Source organism: Williamsia muralis, assembly GCF_051487485.1.
GTDB classification, from domain to species: domain Bacteria; phylum Actinomycetota; class Actinomycetes; order Mycobacteriales; family Mycobacteriaceae; genus Williamsia; species Williamsia muralis_B.
In genome coordinates, this window is record NZ_JAHVCV010000005.1 from 545912 (window position 1) to 567766 (window position 21855).

General features: G+C 64.3%; 21 protein-coding genes and 1 tRNA gene. 5 read left to right on the plus strand and 17 right to left on the minus strand.

Annotated elements, in window-relative coordinates; all coding sequences use genetic code 11:
* From KXR83_RS16855 to KXR83_RS16915, 13 genes are all read right to left on the minus strand, one after another.
* Entirely contained in the window at positions 1-234 is a 234-nt protein-coding gene (locus KXR83_RS16855) for a recombinase-like helix-turn-helix domain-containing protein (RefSeq protein ID WP_437425779.1), read from the minus strand.
* The gene (locus KXR83_RS16860) at positions 231-686 is read right to left on the minus strand and encodes an alpha/beta fold hydrolase (protein WP_437425780.1); all 456 of its coding nucleotides are present in this window, start codon (positions 684-686) and stop codon (positions 231-233) included. The genes KXR83_RS16855 and KXR83_RS16860 overlap by 4 nt, the downstream gene beginning before the upstream one ends.
* On the minus strand, positions 683-2362 hold the full coding sequence (locus tag KXR83_RS16865; RefSeq protein WP_437425781.1) for a thiamine pyrophosphate-binding protein: 1680 nt from the start codon (positions 2360-2362) through the stop codon (positions 683-685). Before KXR83_RS16865 ends, KXR83_RS16860 begins: the two co-directional genes overlap by 4 nt.
* 28 nt (positions 2363-2390) lie before the next feature.
* A complete protein-coding gene (locus tag KXR83_RS16870) occupies positions 2391-3173 on the minus strand; it encodes an SDR family oxidoreductase (protein ID WP_437425782.1) in 783 nt (260 codons plus the stop codon).
* Between the two features lie 38 nt (positions 3174-3211).
* Positions 3212-3955 (minus strand): SDR family oxidoreductase, encoded by a 744-nt coding sequence (locus tag KXR83_RS16875; protein WP_437425783.1) that lies wholly within the window; start codon positions 3953-3955, stop codon positions 3212-3214.
* Entirely contained in the window at positions 3952-4749 is a 798-nt protein-coding gene (locus KXR83_RS16880; protein ID WP_437425784.1) for an alpha/beta fold hydrolase, read from the minus strand. The genes KXR83_RS16875 and KXR83_RS16880 overlap by 4 nt, the downstream gene beginning before the upstream one ends.
* A complete protein-coding gene (locus KXR83_RS16885; RefSeq protein WP_437425785.1) occupies positions 4746-5744 on the minus strand; it encodes a VOC family protein in 999 nt (332 codons plus the stop codon). Before KXR83_RS16885 ends, KXR83_RS16880 begins: the two co-directional genes overlap by 4 nt.
* An 11-nt stretch (positions 5745-5755) precedes the next feature.
* Positions 5756-6709, minus strand: a complete 954-nt coding sequence (locus KXR83_RS16890; RefSeq protein ID WP_437425786.1) for a PDR/VanB family oxidoreductase — start codon at positions 6707-6709, stop codon at positions 5756-5758.
* A gap of 54 nt (positions 6710-6763) precedes the next feature.
* The gene (locus KXR83_RS16895; RefSeq protein ID WP_030173083.1) at positions 6764-7282 is read right to left on the minus strand and encodes a cupin domain-containing protein; all 519 of its coding nucleotides are present in this window, start codon (positions 7280-7282) and stop codon (positions 6764-6766) included.
* 44 nt (positions 7283-7326) lie between these two features.
* Positions 7327-7695 carry a RidA family protein gene (locus KXR83_RS16900; protein ID WP_062799343.1) on the minus strand — a complete coding sequence of 123 codons (369 nt, stop codon included), beginning with the start codon at positions 7693-7695 and terminating at the stop codon, positions 7327-7329.
* Positions 7692-9239, minus strand: coding sequence for an aldehyde dehydrogenase (locus KXR83_RS16905; protein WP_437425787.1), 1548 nt, complete (start codon positions 9237-9239; stop codon positions 7692-7694). The genes KXR83_RS16900 and KXR83_RS16905 overlap by 4 nt, the downstream gene beginning before the upstream one ends.
* Positions 9240-9480: 241 nt before the next feature.
* A complete protein-coding gene (locus KXR83_RS16910) occupies positions 9481-10005 on the minus strand; it encodes a MarR family winged helix-turn-helix transcriptional regulator (protein WP_437425788.1) in 525 nt (174 codons plus the stop codon).
* 136 nt (positions 10006-10141) lie between these two features.
* Positions 10142-10218, minus strand: a tRNA-Leu gene (locus KXR83_RS16915).
* 117 nt (positions 10219-10335) lie between these two features.
* Between KXR83_RS16915 and KXR83_RS16920 the strand changes: the two genes are divergently transcribed.
* Both KXR83_RS16920 and KXR83_RS16925 read left to right on the plus strand, forming a co-directional pair.
* Positions 10336-10965 (plus strand): ANTAR domain-containing response regulator, encoded by a 630-nt coding sequence (locus tag KXR83_RS16920; protein WP_030173097.1) that lies wholly within the window; start codon positions 10336-10338, stop codon positions 10963-10965.
* Positions 10966-11208: 243 nt separating this feature from the next.
* The gene (locus KXR83_RS16925) at positions 11209-12558 is read left to right on the plus strand and encodes an ABC transporter substrate-binding protein (protein ID WP_437425789.1); all 1350 of its coding nucleotides are present in this window, start codon (positions 11209-11211) and stop codon (positions 12556-12558) included.
* Between the two features lie 185 nt (positions 12559-12743).
* On the opposite strand, the gene KXR83_RS16930 is transcribed toward KXR83_RS16925, so the two are convergent.
* The 4 genes from KXR83_RS16930 to KXR83_RS16945 are packed head-to-tail and all read right to left on the minus strand — an operon-like array spanning position 12744 to position 17018.
* Positions 12744-13592 (minus strand): ABC transporter ATP-binding protein, encoded by an 849-nt coding sequence (locus tag KXR83_RS16930; RefSeq protein WP_437425790.1) that lies wholly within the window; start codon positions 13590-13592, stop codon positions 12744-12746.
* Entirely contained in the window at positions 13589-14710 is a 1122-nt protein-coding gene (locus KXR83_RS16935; protein ID WP_437425791.1) for an ABC transporter ATP-binding protein, read from the minus strand. Before KXR83_RS16935 ends, KXR83_RS16930 begins: the two co-directional genes overlap by 4 nt.
* A complete protein-coding gene (locus tag KXR83_RS16940; RefSeq protein WP_023960754.1) occupies positions 14703-15692 on the minus strand; it encodes a branched-chain amino acid ABC transporter permease in 990 nt (329 codons plus the stop codon). Before KXR83_RS16940 ends, KXR83_RS16935 begins: the two co-directional genes overlap by 8 nt.
* A 3-nt stretch (positions 15693-15695) precedes the next feature.
* Positions 15696-17018 carry an ABC transporter permease subunit gene (locus KXR83_RS16945; RefSeq protein WP_437425792.1) on the minus strand — a complete coding sequence of 441 codons (1323 nt, stop codon included), beginning with the start codon at positions 17016-17018 and terminating at the stop codon, positions 15696-15698.
* Positions 17019-17240: 222 nt separating this feature from the next.
* Between KXR83_RS16945 and polA the strand changes: the two genes are divergently transcribed.
* The 3 genes from polA to KXR83_RS16960 all read left to right on the plus strand — a co-directional run bounded on the left by polA (position 17241) and on the right by KXR83_RS16960 (position 21803).
* Complete coding sequence (gene polA, locus KXR83_RS16950) at positions 17241-19982, plus strand: DNA polymerase I (protein WP_437425793.1); 2742 nt, start codon at positions 17241-17243, stop codon at positions 19980-19982.
* A 133-nt stretch (positions 19983-20115) separates the two neighbouring features.
* Positions 20116-20538: a YciI family protein gene (locus tag KXR83_RS16955; protein ID WP_437425794.1), complete on the plus strand. Its 423-nt coding sequence runs from the start codon at positions 20116-20118 to the stop codon at positions 20536-20538.
* 59 nt (positions 20539-20597) lie between these two features.
* On the plus strand, positions 20598-21803 hold the full coding sequence (locus KXR83_RS16960) for an RNA polymerase sigma factor (protein ID WP_437425865.1): 1206 nt from the start codon (positions 20598-20600) through the stop codon (positions 21801-21803).
* The last annotated feature ends 52 nt before the right edge of the window (positions 21804-21855 follow it).

Here is a 21855-nt window from a genome sequence, read left to right on the forward strand (position 1 = left end):
TCACTTTCCCAATCTGCGCATCTCGGCGCGGAAGCTCTCGTCGGTCCACCGATCGCCGCCAGGACCGTGAAGGCCCAGATCATTGAGACCCGCGACGACCTCGGCGAGAGTTGTTGCGCCGCCGGTGAACACCTCGGAGATCGAGCCGGCGAGTTTGGTCTCGTAGGGCGTGATCGGGTCCGGGTGGGTTTGGTGGACTTCGAGATAGGGCTCGCGGGCTGTGCGAGTTTTCATCGGAGGGCTCCTTCGACGAGAGGGGTTGGTGGGGTGAGTAATCTGCCCTCACGGGCGGCGAGTCCTTCGGCGATGGCGACGAAAGATGAACTCCAGTCTGTGAAGGATTCGCGGCTGGCTGTGTGGACAGGACGAGCAGAGCCGTCGACGACCACAAAAACCGCGTTGTCGATGTCGCCCGCGAAGAGCTGGGCGACCGCCAGGTCGGTATCAGGGCGCGGTGCCGAGGCGACGACAAGGGTGGGAACTGAGACTCTGGAGAGCAAGGCGGCCGAGTCTTCCTCCGGCGTAACAGGATCGGCCAGAACGAGGCTCAACACGAAGTCGGGGCACCGGATGGCGAGCCGAACTGCCTTGATGGCATCGGCACCTGCCGCGAACACGTGTGTCCGTTCGCCGGCTTCGACCGAAGCCTGGGCTCCGTCGTCCCACCACAGCATGGAGGCGTTCACGAGTGGGCCTCCGTCGGAATGTGGACAGGAGGAACAAAGGCGCCGGGTGCCGGGTCGAGTGCGGTGACGTCCACTTCGATCATCGTGGGACCGGTCCGGTGCACTGCGTCGGCGAGGGCGCCGGCGATGTGACCAGGGCCCTGGATGAGTCGATAGGGAATGTCCATCGAGGCGGCGAGCAGGTCGAAACGGGGTGTGTGTAGATCGACCCCGGAACGCCGGAACCCGTTCTTCTCCTGCATATTTCGGAGCACTCCGTATCCGCCGTCGTTGAAGACCATCACGATGACATGTGCTCCTGATCCGGCGAGCGATGCGAGTTCCCCGAGGTGAACTGCCAGTCCGCCGTCGCCGACCATGACAAGCGTCGGGACTTCGGGTCGGGCGTGCGCGGCCCCGATGCCCATCGCCAGGCCCTGCCCGATGCCACCGCCGAGGGGAAAGATGTTGGTGGCGCGGTGGTAGATCGGAAGAAGGCGATTACCCCACTGGCTGCTCGGAATGGTGACATCACGCGCGATCACCGAGCGGGCCGGAAGAGCCGACCGGATTGCGGTGCATATCTCGGCGTAACCGCCGATGTACGCGGACAGGTCGGCGCGGACACGCGCACGAAGCGTTTCGACCCTCGCTCGCCAGCCGTCGGTGTCGGAGCGGCTTTCGATGGCCTCGTCGAGTGCGGTGACGGTGCGCTGAGCATCGCCGATCAGTGCGACCTCGGCGGGGTACACCCGGCCGATGGTGGCCGACTCGACGTCGACCTGGATGAGTGTCCCCGGGAGCGAAAGTGTGTAGGAGGCTGTTTCATTCGAGCGAAAATGTGTGCCCACCGCGAGCATGACATCGGCATCGGCGATGAGCTCACGGGCTGCTGGGGTGGTCGCGAAGTTGCCGATCACCAGGGGATCGGCCTCGGAGACGATTCCGCGGCCCGAGTTGCTGGTGAAGATGCCCGCACCGAGTCGATGCGCCAGCGCGGACACGGCGTCGCCCGCGTCGGCAGCGCCACCGCCGAGCCAGATGAGTGGGCTCTTCGCGCGTGCCAACAGGTCGGCGGCACGGGCGATGGAGTCGGGGTCAGCGGCCGCGACGACGCGTGGCGAGCACTCCGCGGGTCGCTGCCGGTCAGGCCAAGCGAGATACTGCAGATCAGTAGGCCATTCGACGCTGGCAGGCCCGGTCGGTGCCGACTGAATGCGCGCTATCGCGGATTCGAGTTCGGCGTCGGCATCCTTGGCGTCGGTGATGGTCGAGGCGTGTGCTGACACCGCGTCGAGCATCTGCGGTTGCGCAGGGAACTCGTGGATCACCCCTCGACTCGCGGCCGGTCGCCCAGGGGCGAGGTACTCGCTCTCGATCTGTCCGGTGATGTGCAGGACACGACTACCGGCGGTCAGCGCCTCCACCATCGAGCCCGCGGCGTTACCGGCGCCGGTTCCGGTGCTGGTCAATGCGACTCCGATACCGCCCGACGCGCGAGCAAACGCATCGGCAGCATTGACGGCGGCTGCCTCATGCCGCATCTCGACAAACTTCAGGTCTCGGTCGACGGCCTCGACCAGCGGAAGGTTGTGGATGCTGATCACACCGAACGCGGTGGTGATGCCATGCCGGCGCATCACCTCGACCAGTACGTCACCGCCGGTGCGGCGCGGGGTCTCGGGTGCTGGATTCATCGTCTTCTCCTGATGTTCGGTGAATGCGTCAGACGTAGCGGTGGACTCCGCCACCGACGTCGAGGGATGCTCCGGTCATGTAGCTGTTGCGCGGTGAGAGCAGTGTGGAGATGGGAAAAGCGAGTTCGTCGGCGGTTCCGAAACGACCGAGCGCGATCCTCCGGTCCTGCGCGATGTCAGCGCTCCAGGTGTCGAAGTCGACACCCGAACCGTTCTCCTGAAATCGACGTTGCCACTGCCCGGTGTCGACCAGGCCCAGTAGAACCGAGTTGACCCGGATACCTTCGGGCGCGAGATCGTCTGCGAGGGAACGCGACAGGTTGAGCAGCGCGGCTCGGGCAGCTGCGGTGACGGCGAGCCGCAATTCGGGCTGACGCGACAAGATGGCGTTGACCATCACGATCGAACCCGCGTCGGACGCCGCCAACGCCTTTCGTGCCGCGCGGACCACGTTGAGAGCCCCGAAGATCTTGAGGTCGAACTCGTCTCGGACCTCTTCGTCGGTGGTCTCGTCGAGGGTGCGCATCAACGACCTGCCGGCATTACACACAACACCGTCGATTCCACCGAGTGAATCGATGGCGCTTGAGACGAAGGTGTTCACCGACGCTCTGTCGGTGACATCGCAGGCCGCCGTGACGACATCGGTCATCGCCGCCAGTTCGGCTGTCGCGGTGCGTAACCGGGATTCGTCGCGTGCACACAGGGCGAGCGTTGCCCCTTCTGCAGCGAGCAGTCGTGCCGTCGCAAGCCCGATGCCGGAGCTGGCACCGGTGATCAGAATGCGGCGTCCCTTCAACTGCAGGTCCATCGGTTCTCCTTGTGGCGTGATTGTTCGTGTTACCGGCGTCAGCGAAAGATGAATCCGCCGTCGACGACGATGGTTTGTCCGGTGACGAACGCGGCGTCGTCTGACAGCAGGAAGCGCACGACACCGGCGACATCGTCGGGTGTCTGTTCGCGTGAGAGCGCGCGGCCGTCGGCATAGGTCCGGTACCGCTCATCGGGAACGGTTTCCGTCGCCTCGATACGGATCAGTCCGGGAGCCACTGCGTTGACTCGTACTCCGTACTCGCCGGCGTCTCGGGCCATGGATCGCGTCATGCCGATCACCGCCGCCTTTGACGAGACGTAGTGCACCAGGCGCGGCGAGCCGTACATGGCTACGTCAGAGGCGATGTTGACGATGGCGCCGCGAGCGGCAAGCAGTTGCGGCCACAGGTATTTGGTCACGGACCACGTACCTCGAACGTTGACGTCGGTGACCCGGTCGAACTCGTCGTCGGCCAGCTCGAAGAAGGTCGCACCCCCGACACCGTCGGCTATCGCGGCATTGTTCACCAGGCCGACCAGGTGAGAGTCGAGACGCTGCAGCTCGTCGGCCAGGGCGCGGACGGACTCGACGTCCCCGATGTCGGTAACGACGGCTGTCGCGAGGCCCCCTGCGGCGACGAGGTCTTCGGCGGCGGCATGCGCCGTGTCGGGATCACGTTCGGCGATCACCACGTGATGGCCCTCGCCGCAGAGCCGTCCGGCAATGGCTCGCCCCAGTCCGCGTCCGCCGCCGGTGACCACCACGGTCCCGGCGTTCACGGCAGCGTCCTGATGAACTCTGCGACCATGTCGGCGACGTGTTCCGGTTGTTCCTGGATGGCGACGTGACCGGCGTCGGGCAAGATGCGCAGCAGTGCGCCTGGGATGCGCTCGGCCAGCACTCGTGACTCGTCCACTCCGGTGACGACGTCGTGCTCACCCACCAGAACGAGTGTGGGGCAGGAAATGTTCTGCAGGTAGGGCCCGTGGTCGGTGGCTGCCATGTACTCGGCCGCCGCCCGGAACCCGGGTAGCCGCAGGGCTGCCATCGAGTCGTGAACCATGGTGACGATTGCGGGATCCGCACCGGGTGCGGTCAACCGTGGCGCTCTTTGCAACGCGACCGTCGCGGCGCCGACCGCCACGAGTTCGTCAATGCGGCTCAGCATCGCAGCGGCCTTCTCCGGCGTGGTGCCCGAGCCCCGGGTGCTGTCGATCAGGACAAGCGCCGCGACCCGGTCCGGCCTACGAAGGGCCACCGCAGTGGCGACGACGCCGCCCCAGGACGTGCCGAGCAGCACGACGGGGAGCGTGGGTGAGACCGCCTCGAGAAACTCGATGACTGTAGCGATCAGGTCTTCGCCGGCCGACGGATCGGCCGACTCCCCGTATCCTGGCGCATCGAGGCACCATGATGAGAATCCCTGTGCCGCCAAGTTTTCGGCGACGGGTTCGCATGATCGGGCCGATCCGCCGATCCCGTGCAACAACAGGGTGCGCGGAGCGTCGAGCGGGTGTTCTGTGAAGCGTTCGACAGCGTGCAGGCGCTCGCGGACCGCCGATGCTGTGGTCATGACGCGCCCACCGTCTGCAAGGCGCCGTAGAAGTAGTCGGCGTCGCGGGCGGTCACCAGAGCTCGGGCGCCTGGGTCCGGTATTCCTGCCATTGCTGAACGGACGGTCGCGGTGGGAGGACCCGCCGTTCCCCACTGGTCAGACAGTTCGGCAGTTCGACGCCACGTGCGGCAGAGCCAGGCATCCTCGTCGATCTGCGCAACCTCGGAGGTGTACTCGCACACGAGGCCGGCAGGGTCGGTGAAGTACGAGAACGTGTTGTCGCCGGGGCCGTGCCTGCCTGGCCCCCACTGTGGCGAAATGCCATGAGAGCGCAAGCTTCCGATGCCTCTCATGAAGTGGTCGATGGTGGGCATTTCGTAGGCGATGTGGTTGAGCGAAGCCCACGGTGCCTGATTGAGTGCGATGACGTGATGATCGGAGTTGCATCGCAAGAACGTCATCTGGCGTTCCGACCAGTCCGAGATACGCATCCCCAGCACCTGGGTGTAGAAGGCCGCGGTGCGCTCGATGTCGGTGGTGTTGAGGACGACGTGCGCGATCTTGCGGGGGGCGGCCCTTCGGCCGGCTGGTTCCTGAGCGGAGACGGCGAACGTGTCGGCAGATAGTTCCACCACGCGTCCCTCCGGATCGACCAGTTGCAGGCCGTATCCACCGCCCGCGTCGTCGAGCAGACCCGGCGTGCGCAGCATCGGCACGCCGATCCGGTCCAGCGCTCGAGCGGCGTCGTCGACCTCGCGTGGCGTGCCGACGGCAAAGCTGATGTGGCCAAGCGCATTCAGATCACCTCGCCGCAGATCGAGGACGTGATGGTCTGTGCCCGTGGCGCGCAGCCAGAACCGGTCGCCGTCCTCGTCCACGGTCGACAGGCCCCACACCTCGTGATAAAAATCGCGAGAGGCAGCGGGGTCCGGAACGCTGAGCGCGACGGAACGCAGACTGCGCAGCGTGCACACCGGTGTGTCGGCGAGCACCGGGAGTTGGGAGTAGAGCATGAGCACTCCTGTCAGAGGTCGAGTACGAGTTCGGCAGAGCGGCAGCGGGATACGCAAGGGAACATGGTTGTGTTCGCGGCGTGTTCGGACTCGCTGAGCAGGAAGTCGCGGTGGTCGACGTCGCCTTTGACGACGCCCACCTCGCACGTGCCGCAGATTCCTTCGGTGCAAGAACTCGGAACATCGACGCCTGCGTCGATCAATGCATCGAGAACGGACACATCGGGTCCCACCTGCAGTCGCGTCCCGCTGCGTTCGAGGACAACATCGAAGGCTGATTCGTCGCCGGAGGGAGGGGCGGCAGGCGGCGCGGAGAATCGCTCGGTCCGCAGTGTGACACCGGTCGGGGTGACCGCTGCGACTGCGTCGAGCAGAGCTGCCGGCCCGCAGCAGTAGACCACCGCGCCGGGCCCAGCGGACCCGACAAATGACGCCAGGTCCGCAAGGCCGCCGTTCTCGTCGTCCGCATGAACGATCGACTGCCCGACGTGACCCGCCACCTCGTCGACAAAAGCCATCGAGGTCCGGGAGCGGCCCGCGTAGAGCATTTTCCATGCACAGCCGTCGTGGTTCAGCCTGCGCATCATCGTCACGATTGGGGTGATGCCGACGCCTCCTGCCACGAGCAGGTGTTCTTGCGCATCGGGGTCGAGCTCGAAGGCGCTACGGGGGCCCTCGACCTCGATCAGTGCACCCACGGACAACTGATCGTGCACGAGAGTGCTTCCACCCCTGGACTGTTCGGCGCGCAGGACGGCGACTGTCCACAGCGTTGTGTCCGTGGGATCAGAGCACAGGGAATACTCGCGAACGAGACCGCCGGGCAGATGCAGGGCGATATGTGCACCTGGTTCCCAAGAGGGCAGCGATGCACCAGCCGGGTCGACGAGCGTGATGCTGGTGACCCCGTCGGCTTCCCAGGTCTTCTGGTGTACGCGTAGAACTCGCGACGTCGGTTCGTGCATCGCCGTTCCTCTCGGTGTCGTTGGTCGGTGGGGTGTCGGTGTGGCTATTCGGTGTCAGCGGGTGACGCCGAACATCTCCGAGCTCGGGGGATAGGTGGGCAGCTGCGGCTTGGGTGCGCCGATGATCACGCAGAACAACGCGTCGGTGTCGCCGACATTGGCAAGGCTGCGGGGAACACCGGCGGGGACCCGGATCAGGTCCCGATAGCCCAGCCGTCGCACGGCCTTCTTGGTGCCGTCTTCGACGTCATGCACCGCGACCTCGAGCTCACCCTCGAGGACAAAGAAGACCTCTTCAACATCGTGGTGGGTGTGTTCAGGGCCGACTGCTCCTGCGGGCAGGCGCATGTTGGAGAACGTGAAGTGTTCGGACGGCAGCGTGCGATTGTCGCCGTCGTGATTGCCGGTCGCGCCAGAACCGATGTATCGAATCTGGGCACGCTTGAAGCGATCCCCGCCCTTGGCAGCCTGGAACCCGAGGGTGTCCCAGTCTTCGTATCGGGTGTCGCGGCTCGCGATGCAGGAGTCGATCTGCTGGTCGAGATCGGAGATCGTCTTTTCAGGGGCAGACATGATGTGTCCTTTCGATGGGTGTAGACAAGGGTTTCGGGGAGCGGTCAGGAGCGGTGTGCGATGGCTTCGATCTCGACCGTGGCGCCGTAGGGCAACGCAGCGACCTCGACGAATGACCGGGCCGGGCGCGGTGCATCGAAAATGTTCTCGTAGTGGAGATTTGCGGCATCCCGCAGAGACACGTCGGTCACGAAGTAGGTGGTCTTGACCACGTCGTCGAGTGTCATGTCGATGGTTGCGAGTCGTTCGGACAGTCGGGCGACGGCAGCGTCGAGTGCGGGCTCCACGCCGGCAACCGCACGGCCGTTCTCGTCGACCGACAGTGCGCCCGAGACGAATCCGAAACCGGCGACGGCGAAAGCCGGACTGTATGGGTGCGCCGAACCGGTGCCGGTCTGGGTTGAGGTGGTCATGAACGAGCCCTTTCAATCGGAGCGCCCCAGGCCAGGGGAGCGTCGGTGAGGTCGAGATAGATGCTTTTCTGGTCGGAGTAGTGGCGAATGGCGTCGCGTCCCTTCTCGACACCAAGTCCGCTGTCACGAAGTCCGGTGAACGGGGTGGAGATGGAGAACTGCTTGTACGTGTTCACCCAGACTGTGCCGGCGTTGATCGCGTCACCGATCCGCAAGGCACGGCGGTAGTTCTCGGTCCAGATACCGCAGGCGAGACCGTAAACGGTGTCGTTGGCTTGGGTGATGACGTCGGCCTCGTCGTCGAACGGCATGATCGCGGCCACGGGGCCGAAGACTTCCTCCTGGCAGATGGCGTCCTCGTTGGTGACGTCGGTGAGGATGGTGGGCGGGTAATAGCAGCCGTGCTCGAGCCGATCGTCATTAGGCGGCGCACCGCCCAGGCGTACACGGGCGCCGGCAGCGACGGCAGCATCGACCATCGACGCGACCGAATCGCGGTGCTGCGCCGAGATCATCGGCGCAACGGCGGTGTTCGGATCCGTTCCGGGGCCGAGTCGCAACTGTGCCGCCCGCTCGACCAATCGGTCTGTGAAAGTATCGAACATGCTGCGCTGCAAGAAGACTCGGGATCCGGCAATGCAACTCTGGCCGCTGGAGGAGAAGATGCCGAACAGCACTCCCTGGATCGCTCGTTCGATGTCGGCGTCCTCGAAGACGATGGTGGGTGATTTGCCGCCGAGTTCGAGTGTGATGGGCATGAGCTTGTCGGCGGCGATGTGGGCCAGGTGCCGTCCCGTCGAAGTTCCACCGGTAAAGCTCACTTTCGCCACGTCCGGATGACGCACCAGCGCTTCGCCGACGGTCCGTCCGGGGCCCGGAAGCACCGACAGCACGCCGGGAGGTAAGCCGGCTTCCTCACACAGGCGCGCCAGGAGCAGTGTCACCCAGGGTGCCCACACCGGCGGTTTGCTGATTACGGCGTTTCCGGCGGCCAGAGCGGGCGCGAACTTCTGCGCGTCTGAGGCAATCGGTGAGTTCCATGGTGTGATCGCTCCGACCACGCCCATCGGCCGATGGGTCGACATCGTCAGCCACGGCCCACGAGGAGTCGTCAGCGCGCCGTCCATGGTTTCCAGCGCCGCGGCCATGTATCGAAAAGTGTTGGCAGCACTGGTTGCAAGTGCTCGCGTCTCAGATAATGTCTTGCCGGTGTCGAGCGTCTGCAACGCCGCGATCCGTTCGCGGGCGTCGTCGATTGCGTTGCCGATCCGGTGCAACACGGCGGCCCGCTCGTGCGGGAGCTTGGTCGACCAACCGCTCGTACGCGCCGCTGAAAGACCCTCGCGGACTGCGACATCAACGGTGTCGGTGGTTGCTGCGTGCAGGGTTGCGAACACCTTGCCGGTCGCCGGGTCGACCGACTGGATCAGTTCGCCTTGTCCGCGCTGCCACCTACCGGCGACGTAGATCTGGTCGATGAGATCACGAGCGGGATCGTGGGCGGCAGGTGCCGGGTTGCGCGGGGCGCTCACTGCGAGTGTCATGCGGTGTCCGTTCCGACGGGTTAGACGTCCGGCGCGATGTGCGCCGTATGCGCAACTATCTTTGCGCTAAGACAGTTGTAATCCCTTAGCGCTAAGAGGTCAACGCCGGAACGCCCAGCGTAGAGCTTTGTAACGGCAGATTTACACGCCCGAAATCAGCGAGACGCAGGTCACACGGGGTGTGGTGGCAATCACTCAGTACCGAAAAAAGTTTGAGAAAGTTTGTCAGACGGGGCTTGAATCAGCCGGGAAAACCCGAATCCGCGCTGTCCTCGTGCGCCACCGAGCGGGCCGAGGTCTCGAGTTTGGTCAGGAGCGAGGCCAACGTTGAGGCTTCGTCCTCGGTGAGCTGACCAAGCATGGAATGGAGTTTGGCGAAATGTTCGTCGGCAACCCTGTCAACGAGGGCGGCTCCCGCCGGTGTGAGTTCGACGTACACGACGCGGGCGTCACCGGCGTCTCTGGAACGAGTGACCAGGCCTGCATCCTCGAGCCGTTTGACCCGAAGCGACAACCCGCCCGTGGTGACCAGCGTCTGTTCTGCGAGTTGACCCGCGGTCAATCGGTGATGTGGCACCGAACGCCTCAGGCACGCAAGCACATCGAAACCGGAGTCGGTGATGTGGTGTTTGTCGAAGGTCTCGGAGATCTCGCTCTTGTAGATGAGGAAGCTCCGGTGGAGTCGACCGAAAACCTTCAGCGCCGAAACATCGAGTTCCGGGCGGGCAATCGCCCAGTGCGACACGATGACATCGACTCCGTCCATGATGCATGGACACTACTCGCTCGGGTTACGGCTCGGCCGGTGGCGTGGCCGGAGTCGGGCGAGGTTCTCGGCTCGGCCGAGACGGCTGACTCCCGCCCGCGCGTTCCAAGCAAACTCCGACAAGAACCTTGCTACGTGGTGCCCCCGGTCAGACTCGAACTGACACTGGACGGGTTTTGAATCCGTTGCCTCTGCCAATTGGGCTACGGGGGCGCGTCGCAGACCACACTTTAGATGACGGGCCGGGCGCGGATCCAACCGGTACTGTTGCACCACATCACGGCGCTCGACTGCGCACGGGACGGCGATTTCAATGTGGAGGTGGGACCGATGGCAACGACGGACGCAAGTGCAGCTCAGGCCAAGGAGCCGGCAGCAACGGTCCGCCGTGTCCTGGTCGCCGAAGACGATTCCTTGATCCGGATGGACCTCATCGAGATGTTGCGCGAAGAGGGCTACGACGTGGTGGGGGAGGCTCCCAACGGTCAGGTGGCCGTAGAGCTCACCGAGGAGTTGCGTCCCGACCTCGTCATCATGGATGTGAAGATGCCCGTCCGCGACGGTATCGACGCGGCAGCGGAGATCGCCAGCAAAAGGCTTGCCGCCGTCGTCATGCTGACCGCGTTCAGCCAGCGCGATTTTGTGGAGAAAGCCCGGGACGCCGGCGCGATGGCATATCTGGTGAAACCCTTCACCAAAGCCGACCTGGTGCCGACAATCGAGGTCGCGGTGAGCCGTTACACCGAACTCAACGTCCTGGAACGCGATGTCGCCGACCTCACCGAACGTCTTGAGATCCGCAAATTGGTGGAACGTGCAAAGGGCATCCTGATGGAGTCGCATTCGTTCAGCGAGCCCGATGCATTCAAGTGGATTCAGCGTGCGGCCATGGATCGCCGCACCACGATGAAAGCAGTGGCCGAAGTGGTCATCGAGACCCTCGGCAACAAGGCCAAATAAGCGCTCTGTCAGGCGTTTCCGTCGCCGCCGGGACGGTTCGGGGCCCGGCCGGTGCAGACGCGTCGAAGCGCCGGCCGGACAACCGTGTTTCAAATCGGTCACGGCCAGGCTGCAGGTGCTCTCCAGTTTCACGAACGTTACTCGCGGGCAACACGATGGCGCTAGCTTTACCCAAGCGAGTGGCGGTCGTATGCGTCGTAGAAGACGCGCCGCGCTCGGTGGTTTACCGCGAGGAGAATGTTGATGTCCCACAGATATCTCTTGAGGGGAACGATTGCCGCGGCGGTTTCCGTCATGGCAATTGCCGGATGTAGTTCAGACGATTCTGACGACACGGCGACGACCGGAGGCGCGACCGGTGCATCCGCGTCTTCGTCCACGGAGGCAACAACCAACACCGACTGTGGTGAGAACGCCGACAAGGCGACGCCAGGACCGGTCAGCACGGCGCCCCTGAAGATCGGCACGCTGCTCCCCGCCACGGGAAGCCTGGCGTTCCTCGGACCGCCTGAGTTCGCAGGCGTCAAGCTCGCCGTGCAGGATGTGAATACGGCAGGCGGCGTACTCGACCAGCCGGTTCAGCAGATCGACGGTGACTCCGGAGACACCACGACCGACACCGCCAACGCCACCGTGGACCGCGAGCTCGCAGCCGGCACCCAGGTGATCGTCGGCGCCGCATCCTCGTCGGTGTCGCTGAAGGTCATCGACAAGATCAGCAATGCCGGGGCAGTGATGTTCTCGCCGGCCAACACCTCTGACGAGTTCACCTGCTACGCAGACAAGGGCCAGTACTTCCGTACCGCTCCTGCGGACACCCTGCAGGCCCAGGCGCTTGCACAGGTCATGGCCGAGGGCGGCGTGCAGCGTGTCGCCATCCTGGCGATGAACGACCCGTACGGCACCGGTCTGGCCAAGAACACCGTCTCCGATCTCGAGGCCGCGGGCATCCCGGCCGACCAGATCAAGACGATCATCTACGACCCCAACGCGCAGTCGTTCAACGCCGAGGTCGACCAGGTCAAGAACTTCAATCCCGACGGCATCGCCGTCATCGGATTCGAGGAGAGCGCCAAGATCATCACCCGTATGAACGAGGTGAAGATCGGACCGAAGGACAAGCTGGTCTTCGGTGTCGACGGCAACATGGGCAACGCCCTGGGTGAGTCGGTCGGTCCCGGCATCCTCGAGGGGATGAAGGGCACCACGCCGCTGACCAACGTCGGCCCGCAGTTCGAGGCCCGTCTGAAGTCCGCCGACCCGGCACTGATCGACTTCAACTACGCCGGTGAGAGTTACGACGCCGTGGTCATCTCCGCGCTCGCCGCTGAAGTGGCGAAGTCGACCAACGGCCGTTCGATCGCAGCGAACATCAATGCTGTGACCGAGGGTGGCACCAAGTGCACCACGTACCAGGAATGCCTGCCGCTGGCCAAGGCCGGCACCGATCTCGACTACGACGGTGTGACAGGCGAATTGGCCTTCGTCACCGCCGGTGAGCCGTCGGTTGGTTCGTACGGTGTGCTCGAGTTCGATGCCAACAACAAGTTGGTCGCCCCTGTCGCCGACTACAAGGTCGTCAAGGGCAACTGATCACCTCCCAGAGGTGAATGCACAACACTGAGAAAGGCCCGGGTCGCAAGACCCGGGTCTTTCTGCTTGCGGTCACTGATGAAACGTCTGCCCACAGGCCCTTGTGCACAGCACATTTCACTGAAACCAGAACGATCCGCCCCGGTCAACCGGGGCGGATCGTTGCGTAAAGCTATTGAGTCGAGCTACTTCTTCTCGGCACTTCCAGCCAGCGTCCCGAGATACAGCTCGATGATCTTCGGATCGTTGGCGAGGTTGGTGCCGGTGTCGGTGTAGGCATTGCGCCCCTGATCGAGCACGTAGCCACGATCGCAGATCTGCAGACAACGCCGGGCGTTCTGCTCCACGAGGATCACCGAGACGCCGGTGGCGTTGATCTTCTTGATCCGGATGAACACCTCGTCCTGGAACATCGGGGACAACCCTGCCGACGGCTCATCGAGCAACAGCACCGAAGGCTCCATCATCAGAGCCCGGCCCATGGCCACCATCTGACGTTCGCCACCGGACAGTGCTCCGGCCTTCACCTTGCGACGTTCGGAGAGCAGGGGGAACAATTCGGACACGAAGGCGAAGCGCTCGTTGAACTTCTTGGGACGCAGATAGATTCCCATCTCGAGGTTCTCTTCGATGGTGAGAGCCGGGAAGACGTTCTGGGTCTGCGGGACGTAGCCCACACCCTTGGTGACCAGCACGTGCGCCTTGGCCGAGGTGATGTTGTCTCCGCGGAGCGTCACCGCTCCGACCCGCACCGGGATCAGCCCGAACAGGGTCTTGAGCAACGTCGATTTACCGGCGCCGTTGGGCCCGATGATCCCGACGATCTCACCGTCGTCGAGGTAGAAGTTGCACTCCTCGAGGATGTTGATACCCGGTAGATAGCCGGCGGTGATGTCATCGGCGCGCAGCAGCGCGTTCGCGGCCAGTTTGCGGTGTTCCTCAGGCGTGGCGGCCAATTCAGCGTGGCTGAGCCCGCTTGGCGCCGCGGTTGCGCCCGATGAGGTGGGCGATTTCGAGAGGTCCGGTCCACTCATGGTTTGTCCTTTTTTCCGTGCGAGGTGGACGGAGTGATCGGGTCGGGCTGCGACAGGTCCCCGCCGGCCTGGAGGGTCTCTTCGATCGCGGCCTCGACCTGCTCTGCCAGCACGGCAGTTTCGCCGACCGGGTTACCGTCCTCGTCGAACTCGAGCGCTTGATCGTGGTGGCCGCCGAGGTACGCGTCGACCACCGCGGGGTTGTCGCCGAGGCGGCCGGGGAGCGACTCGGCGATCACCTTGCCCTGTGCCATCACCACCACCCAGTCGCTGATGTCGCGGATGACGTCCATGTCGTGTTCGACGAACACCACGGTCATACCCTCGTCGCGCAACGCCTTGATGTGTTCGAGCAGGCTCTGGGTCAACGCCGGGTTCACCCCGGCCATTGGCTCATCGAGCATGACGACCTCGGGATTGGTCATCAACGCGCGTGCCATCTCCAGCAACTTGCGCTGACCACCCGACAGCGAGCCCGCGTAGTCGTCGGCCTTGGCATCGAGCTTGAACCGTTTGAGCAATTCATATGCACGCTCGGTGGTTTCGGCCTCTTGCTTGCGCCACGTCCACGGCGCCAACGCCTGCAGCATGTGCTCGCCGCTCTGGTGACGAGCACCGAGCCGCACATTGTCGAGTACCGACAACTTCGACAGCGCCTTGGTGAGCTGGAAGGTACGCACCATGCCATTGCGGGCAACCCTGTGCGGCACAACCCTTCCCATGTGCTTGCCGTTGAGCGACCAGCTACCCGTGTCGGGCTTGTCGAACCCGGTGATCAAGTTGAAGAACGTGGTCTTGCCCGCCCCGTTCGGACCGATCAGACCCGTGATGCATCCGCGTTGGATCTCCAGATGCTTGACATCGACGGCTTTGAGGCCACCAAATGTCCGGGTGATGTTGTCCACCGAGATGATCGGGTCGGGTTTGGCCGAACCGGGTTCGGCGGTGACACCGGCGAAGAGCTCGGCACGCTCGGCCGCGCTGAACGCCTTCAACTCGGCAAGAGTGGCCGGGGCCGCCTCGGTGACCAGCGTCGAGGCATCCACCCCGATGCCGGGTTCCGAGGTCGATCCGGTGCCGTCGGGACCGGGGGGCTGTGTGTGACGTCCGTCAGGCATCGAGCTGGACCTCTCGCTTGTTACCGAGGATTCCTTGCGGTCTGAAGACCATCATCAGGGCTATCGCCAATCCCAACAAGACGTAACGGGTGGCGCCGACCTGCTGCTGCGTCATCTCGAACCAGGGGTCGGGGCCGGACGTGACCTGGCGCAGCAAGGCGTCGGGGATGGCCAGCAGGAACCAGAACAGCATCGCGCCGACAACCGGCCCGAATACCGTGGCGGCACCACCGAGAATCAGTGCCCCGTAGGCGAAGAAGGTTTGCGCCGTGGAGTAGAAGTCGGGGTTGATCGACTGGGTCTGCAGCGCGTTGTAGACACCCGCGACGCCACCGATGCAACCACCGAGCACCAGGGCCTGCATCTTGTAGAAGTAGGCGTTCTTACCCAGCGACCGGGCGGCGTCCTCGTCCTCGCGAACAGCCTTGAGGACGCGACCCCAGGGACTGCGCACGAGCAGCCACACCAGGAGGCAGAGCAACAGCACGATTGCCCAGCCGACCACCATCGCCCAGAGGTCGGTGCCCTGGAACTTGACGCCGAAGAACGAGTACTGCTTGCCGTTGTCGAATGGGCTGTAGTCGAAGAACCCGTCCGCGTATCCGAAGATGCCGTTGGTCGAGTGCGTCAGGTCGTCGGAGGCGGTGGACCGGAAGACCAGTCGCAAGATTTCCGACGCCGCGATCGTCACGATGGCCAGATAGTCGGCCCGTAATCGAAGCGTGGGCAAACCGAGCACAAGGGCCAAGATCGCGGCGGCGACGATACCCACGATCGCACCCACCCACAGTGGCTGGTCGTAGTTGTCGGCCATGATGCCGACGCCGTAGGCGCCGAGCAGGGCGAAGCCGATCTGACCGAAGTTGAGCAACCCGGCGTAGCCGAAGTGCAGGTTCAGCCCGATCGCCAGCAGCGCATAGAAAACCGCTGAGGGACCGATCAATTGGGCAAACGAGGTCTGAAGTGCAGAGATGAGATCCATGAGTCAGCCGATCCTCGCTCTGGACCCGAGGATGCCCTGGGGTCTGATGGTGAGAATGACGATGAGAACGAGAAGGCCACCGATGTACTTGAGGTCGGGGTTGATCCAGTAGGTGGAGACCTGGACCAGCATGCCCACGATCACACAGCCCAGCAGTGCGCCGTAGGCCGTTCCGAGTCCGCCGAGGGTGATGCCGGCGAACATGAGCAAAAGCAATTTGAAACCCATTTCCCATTGGACACGGCCACCGAGTTCGGACATCGCGAAGAGCACGCCGCCGAGGGTTGCGAGACCACCCGACAGCGCCCAGACGAACAAGATGACGCGGTCCACGTTGATGCCGGACGATGCGGCGAGGTCGCGGTTGTCGGCAACGGCTCGCATGGCCTTGCCGATCCGCGTCTTCTGCAGCATCAGCGCCACCAGCAGCAGCACCACGAGGCTGATGATGATGCACCACAGGTTGACCGGGGTGATCGCGAAGGCGCCGGAACCGATCTGCGTCTGAACCTGGTAGTCGTCGAACGGTTCGGCGCGGTCGGAGAAGAAGATCAGGATTCCGTAGCGCATGATGAGGGCCAATCCGATGGACACCACCAGCATGGCGATGAGCCCGGATCGGCGGCGCCGCAGCGGCCGCCATATGCCGAGTTCGTTGAGTATGCCGACACCTATGCCCACGATGATCGCCAGGATGGTCGCCGGTATCAGCTGGACACCGAGTTTGACGTTGATCGCCCAGGCCACCACCGCACCCAGGGTCACCAGCTCGCCGTGGGCGAAGTTGGTCAGCCCGGTGGTGCCGAAGATGAGGCTCAGGCCGACACCGGTGATCGCGATGATGAGACCGAATCTCAGACCGTCGATCGCCAGCCGCGTGAGTTCCTCGGCGGCGCCGATCTCCGTGGCGGAGCGCTCCTCACCGAAGAGGAAGATGACCGGCCGTGGAGAGCCGGCGGTGACCGTGACAGCGACGGTGTCTTTCTGTACCTCGACCCCACTCGGGATGGTCGACTTGTCGATCACCACCGAATAGGTGCCCGGCGGCAGATTCATCGTCCAGGCCCCGGTGTCGGAGGAGGTGGCCGACTGCACCACGGCGCCGGCCTGGTCTTTGGCGTCGACTTTCACTTCTGCGACGGGATCGGAACCATTTCGCAGCGTTCCGAACACCCGGACGGTGTCGTCTGAGGGTGGAGCTGGGGCGGCGACAGCGCTTCCGGTGCCGACTATCCCGGCAAGTAGAAGCGATGCCAGCAAGGTCAGGAGAGCGCCTGCCCCTAACTTGGCTCCCAAGACCCGTGCTCGCTGAGCATGACGGGGCATCACGCGTGAATCCTCCCGAAGGTGGTCGGCGCGCGGCACGTTTGCCGCGCGAACATCTCGTTTGGCGACCCTATAACCACCGAGGACTCGCGGCAGGGTTTCTATGTTTCCCCCGAGTTACTGTTGAGTAACTCGCCTTTGTGAGCTGGTTCGACGCGAAGAAAATTGGTTTTGGTGAGGCGTCTTGCCGGGACTGTCGGCGAAGCTCCATACACTTGCGTCGTGAGTCCCGCCCAGATCAGCAAACCCGGCCGTACATCGGCGAAATCAGCGTCCAAGGCGCAGCAGCCCACCTTGATGCTGCTCGATGGTCACTCGTTGGCGTTCCGCGCATTCTTCGCGCTGCCCGCCGAGAACTTCAAGACCGCATCAGGTCAGACGACCAACGCCGTGTACGGGTTCACCTCGATGTTGATCAACCTGCTGCGCGATGAGAACCCGAGCCACATCGCGGCCGCCTTCGACGTGTCGCGGCAGACGTTCCGTGCCGAGGTGTTCCCCGAGTACAAGGCGCAGCGCAGCTCGGCGCCTGACGAATTCCGTGGCCAGATCGACCTCACCAAGGACGTCCTGGGGGCGATGGGCATCCCGGTTCTGGCCCGGGAGGGTTACGAAGCCGACGACATCATCGCCACGTTGACCACGCAGGCAGCGGAGCAGGGTTTCCGCGTTCTGGTGGTCACGGGCGACCGCGACGCGCTGCAACTGGTGACCGAGAACGTCACCGTCCTCTACCCCAAACGCGGCGTCTCGGAGTTGACGCGGTTCACCCCCGAGGAGGTGGAGAAGAAGTACGGACTGACGCCTTCGCAGTACCCGGACTTCGCCGCGCTGCGTGGTGATCCGTCGGACAATCTCCCCGGCATTCCCGGTGTGGGGGAGAAGACCGCATCGAAGTGGATCCGGGAGTACGGGTCGCTGTCGGGGCTGGTGGAGAACGCAGACAAGGTGAAAGGCAAAGTGGGCGACGCCTTTCGCGCCCACGTGGCCAGTGTCCAGATGAACCGCCAGCTCACCGAGCTGGTACGCGACATGGACCTGCCGATCGGTCCCGACGAGCTGCAACTGGCGCCGTGGGACCGCAACAAGATCCACCAGCTGTTCGACGACCTCGAGTTCCGGGTGCTGCGGGACCGGTTGTTCACCACCCTCACCTCGGCGGAGCCGGAAGCCGAGTCGGGGTTCGATCTTCGCGGCAGCCAACTCGGCGCGGGCCAGGTCGCCCAATGGCTCGTCGCCCACGCGGCGCCCGGTACCGGCCGGGCAGGTCTGACCGTTGTCGGGCCCAGGCAGGTCTTCGGTTCGGATGTGACAGGCATCGCGATCGCTGCGGCCGACGGCGAGTCGGCGTTCCTCGATCCCGCCGAGATCGGACCCGCGGACGAGGAGGCCATCGCCGACTGGCTGGCCGACACCAACGCGGCCAAAGCCATCCACGAGGCCAAGTGGGCGTTCCACGCACTTCGGGGTCGGGGCTGGCGTCTCGGCGGGGTCACCAGTGACACCTCGCTCGCCGCCTACCTGGTACGTCCTGGGCAACGGTCGTTCAACCTCGACGACCTCGCCCTGCGGTACCTCCGGCGTGAACTGCGCGCCGACGCCGCCCCCGACGACGGTCAGCTCTCGTTGCTCGACGAGGATTCCGGTGCACAGGCCGCGGCCGACCAGGCGATGCTGCAGGCCCAAGCCGTCGGTGAGCTGGCCGACCGGTTCGACGAGGAGTTGGCGAAGATCGACTCGGCCTCACTCCTGACGGACATGGAGCTGCCACTGCTCTTTGTCCTGGCCGAACTCGAAGCAGCCGGCATCGCCATCGATTCAGCACATCTCGAGGATCTCGAGTCGGGATTCGCTGCGCGGGTGCGCCAATCCGCGGAAGCGGCCTACGAGGTGATCGGTGAGCAGATCAACCTGGGATCGCCCAAGCAATTGCAGGTCGTGCTGTTCGACAAACTCGAGATGCCCAAGACCAAGAAGACCAAGACCGGGTACACCACCGACGCCGATGCACTTCTCGCGATGTTCGAGAAGACGGGGCACCCGTTCCTGGAACATCTTCTGGCGCACCGTGATGCCACGCGGCTCAAGGTCACGGTGGACGGACTGCTGAAGTCCGTCTCGGACGACGGACGGGTGCACACCACCTTCAACCAGACCATCGCGGCAACCGGACGGTTGTCGTCCACCGAGCCGAACCTCCAGAACATCCCGGTCCGTACCGATGCGGGCCGACAGATCCGCCAGGGGTTTGTCCTGGGATCGGGCTTCGAGACGTTGATGACGGCCGACTACAGCCAGATCGAGATGCGGATCATGGCTCATCTGTCCGGCGACGCGGGATTGATCGAGGCCTTCAATACCGGTGAGGACCTCCACAGCTTTGTCGGATCTCGTGCTTTCGGCGTGCCGATCGACGAGGTGACCCCCGACATGCGGCGACGGGTCAAGGCGATGAGCTACGGGCTGGCGTACGGCTTAAGTGCCTTCGGTTTGTCGGCGCAGCTCAAGATCAGCACGAGCGAAGCCAAAGAACAGATGGAGGCCTACTTCACCCGGTTCGGCGGGGTGCGCGACTACCTGCACGAAACCGTCGAAGAGGCCCGCCGCAACGAGTACACGTCCACCCTGTTCGGTCGCCGTCGCTACCTGCCCGACCTCAACAGCGACAACCGGCAGCGGCGCGACGTCGCCGAGCGTGCGGCGCTCAACGCGCCCATCCAGGGCACGGCGGCCGACATCATCAAGGTCGCCATGATCGATGTCCAACGGGCGCTCGCAGAACAGAACCTGACGTCGCGCATGTTGCTGCAGGTGCACGACGAGCTGGTGTTCGAGGTCGCGCCGGGTGAGAAAGAGCAACTGGAGTCCCTCGTCCGCGCAAAGATGGGTGGGGCGATCGAGTTGTCGGTGCCGTTGGACGTGTCGATCGGCTACGGCCGGTCGTGGGACGAGGCCGCGCACTGACGGTCAGTGGACCGCCCGAAAAATTTTTTCGGACCCGTGTCGATCTGACGGATCGTCGTTCGACGTATGGCTGAGGACCTCGAACGGAACTCTCGCAGGGACACCCTGCGATCACACGGACAGGGAGAACACAATGCGCTACATGCTGATCATGCGGACCACTGAAGAAGCCATCGAGGCGAGCAAGTCGATGGACTTCGAGGAGATCATCGCCGCCATGGGGGCGTACAACGAGTCGCTGATGAAGGCTGGGGTACTGCTCGCCGGCGAAGGCCTCTCGGGTGCAGAAGAAGGCTTCGTGGTGGACTTCGACTCCGACCCGCCCGTGGTCACCGACGGCCCGTACGCCGAGGCGAAAGAACTCTTCAGCGGCTTCTGGATCCTGCAGGTCGCGAGCAAAGAGGAAGCGGCGCAATGGGCTTCGCGCTGCCCGCTGGGTCCGGGTGTGAAGCTCGAGGTGCGCCGCGTCACCGAGGCCGAGGACTTCCCGGCCGACAACGAGTGGATTCAAAAGGAAGAGAAGTGGCGCGCGGAGCTCGATCAGCGCACCAGCTGATCTGAGCGCAGGTGAGTTCGCCGGAAGCCATCCACCGCACCGTTGACGCGGTGTGGCGTATGGAGGCAGCCAAGATCATCGCCACCCTGACACGGATGGTGGGTGATGTCGGTGTCGCCGAGGACCTGGCGCAGGAGGCGCTGATCCAGGCGCTGACACAGTGGTCGGAGTCGGGTGTCCCACGGAATCCGGGCGCCTGGCTCACCACCGTGGCCAAGCGAAGGGCAGTCGATGGCTGGCGTCGGCAGGAACGTCTCGACGCGAGGTATGTGGAGATGGCCCGCGACCTGGATTCCAGGCCGGATGCCGACCTCGGCTGGGACCCCGACCACATCGACGACGACGTGTTGCGACTGGTCTTCGTCTCTGCTCACCCGGTGTTGTCGCGCGAGGGACAGATCGCTCTGACATTGAGAGTCGTCGGTGGTCTCACTGCCGAAGAGATCGCCAAGGCGTTCCTCGTGTCCACGTCCACCGTTCAGCAGCGCATCGTGCGCGCGAAGAAGACGCTCAGCGCGGCTCGGGTGCCGTTCGAGGTGCCGCCTCGCGAAGACTATCCGCGCCGGCTCTCCGCCGTGCTCAGTGTGATCTACCTGGTATTCAACGAGGGGTACGCGGCGTCGTCCGGCGATCGGTGGATCCGAACCGAGTTGTGCGATGAGGCGTTGCGGCTCGGCCGGATCCTGGCAGGACTTGTTCCCGACGAACCCGAAGTGCACTCGCTCGTGGCGTTGATGGAGTTCCAGGCATCACGTTTTGCCGCTCGCGCAGCACGGGACGGTTCGCCGATCCTGCTGGCCGACCAAGACCGCAGTCGGTGGGACCGTACCCAGATCCGCCGGGGCGTCGCGGCGCTGGCTCGCGCCGACGCGTGTGGTCGCGGACGCGGTCCCTATGGTCTGCAGGCGGCGCTGGCCGAATGCCATGCGACCGCCCCGACCGCCGATGACACCGACTGGTCACGCATCGTCCTGCTCTACGAGGCGCTCGGCCGCCTGTCACCGTCTCCCGTCATCGAGCTCAATCGTGCTGTCGCGGTGTCGATGGCCACCGGCCCAGCGGCAGCACTCGACATCGTCGACGGACTCGTCGCAGACGGTGCGTTGGCGCGCTCACACCTGCTTCCGGCGGTGCGCGGCGAGCTCCTGGGGCAGCTCGGGCGGGTTGACGAGGCACGTTCCGAATTGCTGGCCGCGGCGGGGATGACCGGAAACCGAAGGGAGCGAGACGTTCTCCTCGCGAAGGCTCGCGCATTCGACGCGTGAACGGACACATTGGGAAAAAGCCGAGAATCCAGCGGTACCCCCAGTAGTGTGG

Coding starts and splice junctions, on each gene's coding strand:
- KXR83_RS16855 (WP_437425779.1), bottom strand. CDS start 234: ATGAAAACTCGCACAGCCCGCGAGCCCTATCTCGAAGTCCACCAAACC.
- KXR83_RS16865 (WP_437425781.1), bottom strand. CDS start 2,362: ATGAATCCAGCACCCGAGACCCCGCGCCGCACCGGCGGTGACGTACTG.
- KXR83_RS16870 (WP_437425782.1), bottom strand. CDS start 3,173: ATGGACCTGCAGTTGAAGGGACGCCGCATTCTGATCACCGGTGCCAGC.
- KXR83_RS16880 (WP_437425784.1), bottom strand. CDS start 4,749: ATGACCACAGCATCGGCGGTCCGCGAGCGCCTGCACGCTGTCGAACGC.
- KXR83_RS16885 (WP_437425785.1), bottom strand. CDS start 5,744: ATGCTCTACTCCCAACTCCCGGTGCTCGCCGACACACCGGTGTGCACG.
- KXR83_RS16890 (WP_437425786.1), bottom strand. CDS start 6,709: ATGCACGAACCGACGTCGCGAGTTCTACGCGTACACCAGAAGACCTGG.
- KXR83_RS16895 (WP_030173083.1), bottom strand. CDS start 7,282: ATGTCTGCCCCTGAAAAGACGATCTCCGATCTCGACCAGCAGATCGAC.
- KXR83_RS16900 (WP_062799343.1), bottom strand. CDS start 7,695: ATGACCACCTCAACCCAGACCGGCACCGGTTCGGCGCACCCATACAGT.
- KXR83_RS16905 (WP_437425787.1), bottom strand. CDS start 9,239: ATGACACTCGCAGTGAGCGCCCCGCGCAACCCGGCACCTGCCGCCCAC.
- KXR83_RS16910 (WP_437425788.1), bottom strand. CDS start 10,005: ATGGACGGAGTCGATGTCATCGTGTCGCACTGGGCGATTGCCCGCCCG.
- KXR83_RS16920 (WP_030173097.1), top strand. CDS start 10,336: ATGGCAACGACGGACGCAAGTGCAGCTCAGGCCAAGGAGCCGGCAGCA.
- KXR83_RS16925 (WP_437425789.1), top strand. CDS start 11,209: ATGTCCCACAGATATCTCTTGAGGGGAACGATTGCCGCGGCGGTTTCC.
- KXR83_RS16930 (WP_437425790.1), bottom strand. CDS start 13,592: ATGAGTGGACCGGACCTCTCGAAATCGCCCACCTCATCGGGCGCAACC.
- KXR83_RS16935 (WP_437425791.1), bottom strand. CDS start 14,710: ATGCCTGACGGACGTCACACACAGCCCCCCGGTCCCGACGGCACCGGA.
- KXR83_RS16940 (WP_023960754.1), bottom strand. CDS start 15,692: ATGGATCTCATCTCTGCACTTCAGACCTCGTTTGCCCAATTGATCGGT.
- KXR83_RS16945 (WP_437425792.1), bottom strand. CDS start 17,018: ATGCCCCGTCATGCTCAGCGAGCACGGGTCTTGGGAGCCAAGTTAGGG.
- KXR83_RS16955 (WP_437425794.1), top strand. CDS start 20,116: ATGCGCTACATGCTGATCATGCGGACCACTGAAGAAGCCATCGAGGCG.
- KXR83_RS16960 (WP_437425865.1), top strand. CDS start 20,598: ATGGAGGCAGCCAAGATCATCGCCACCCTGACACGGATGGTGGGTGAT.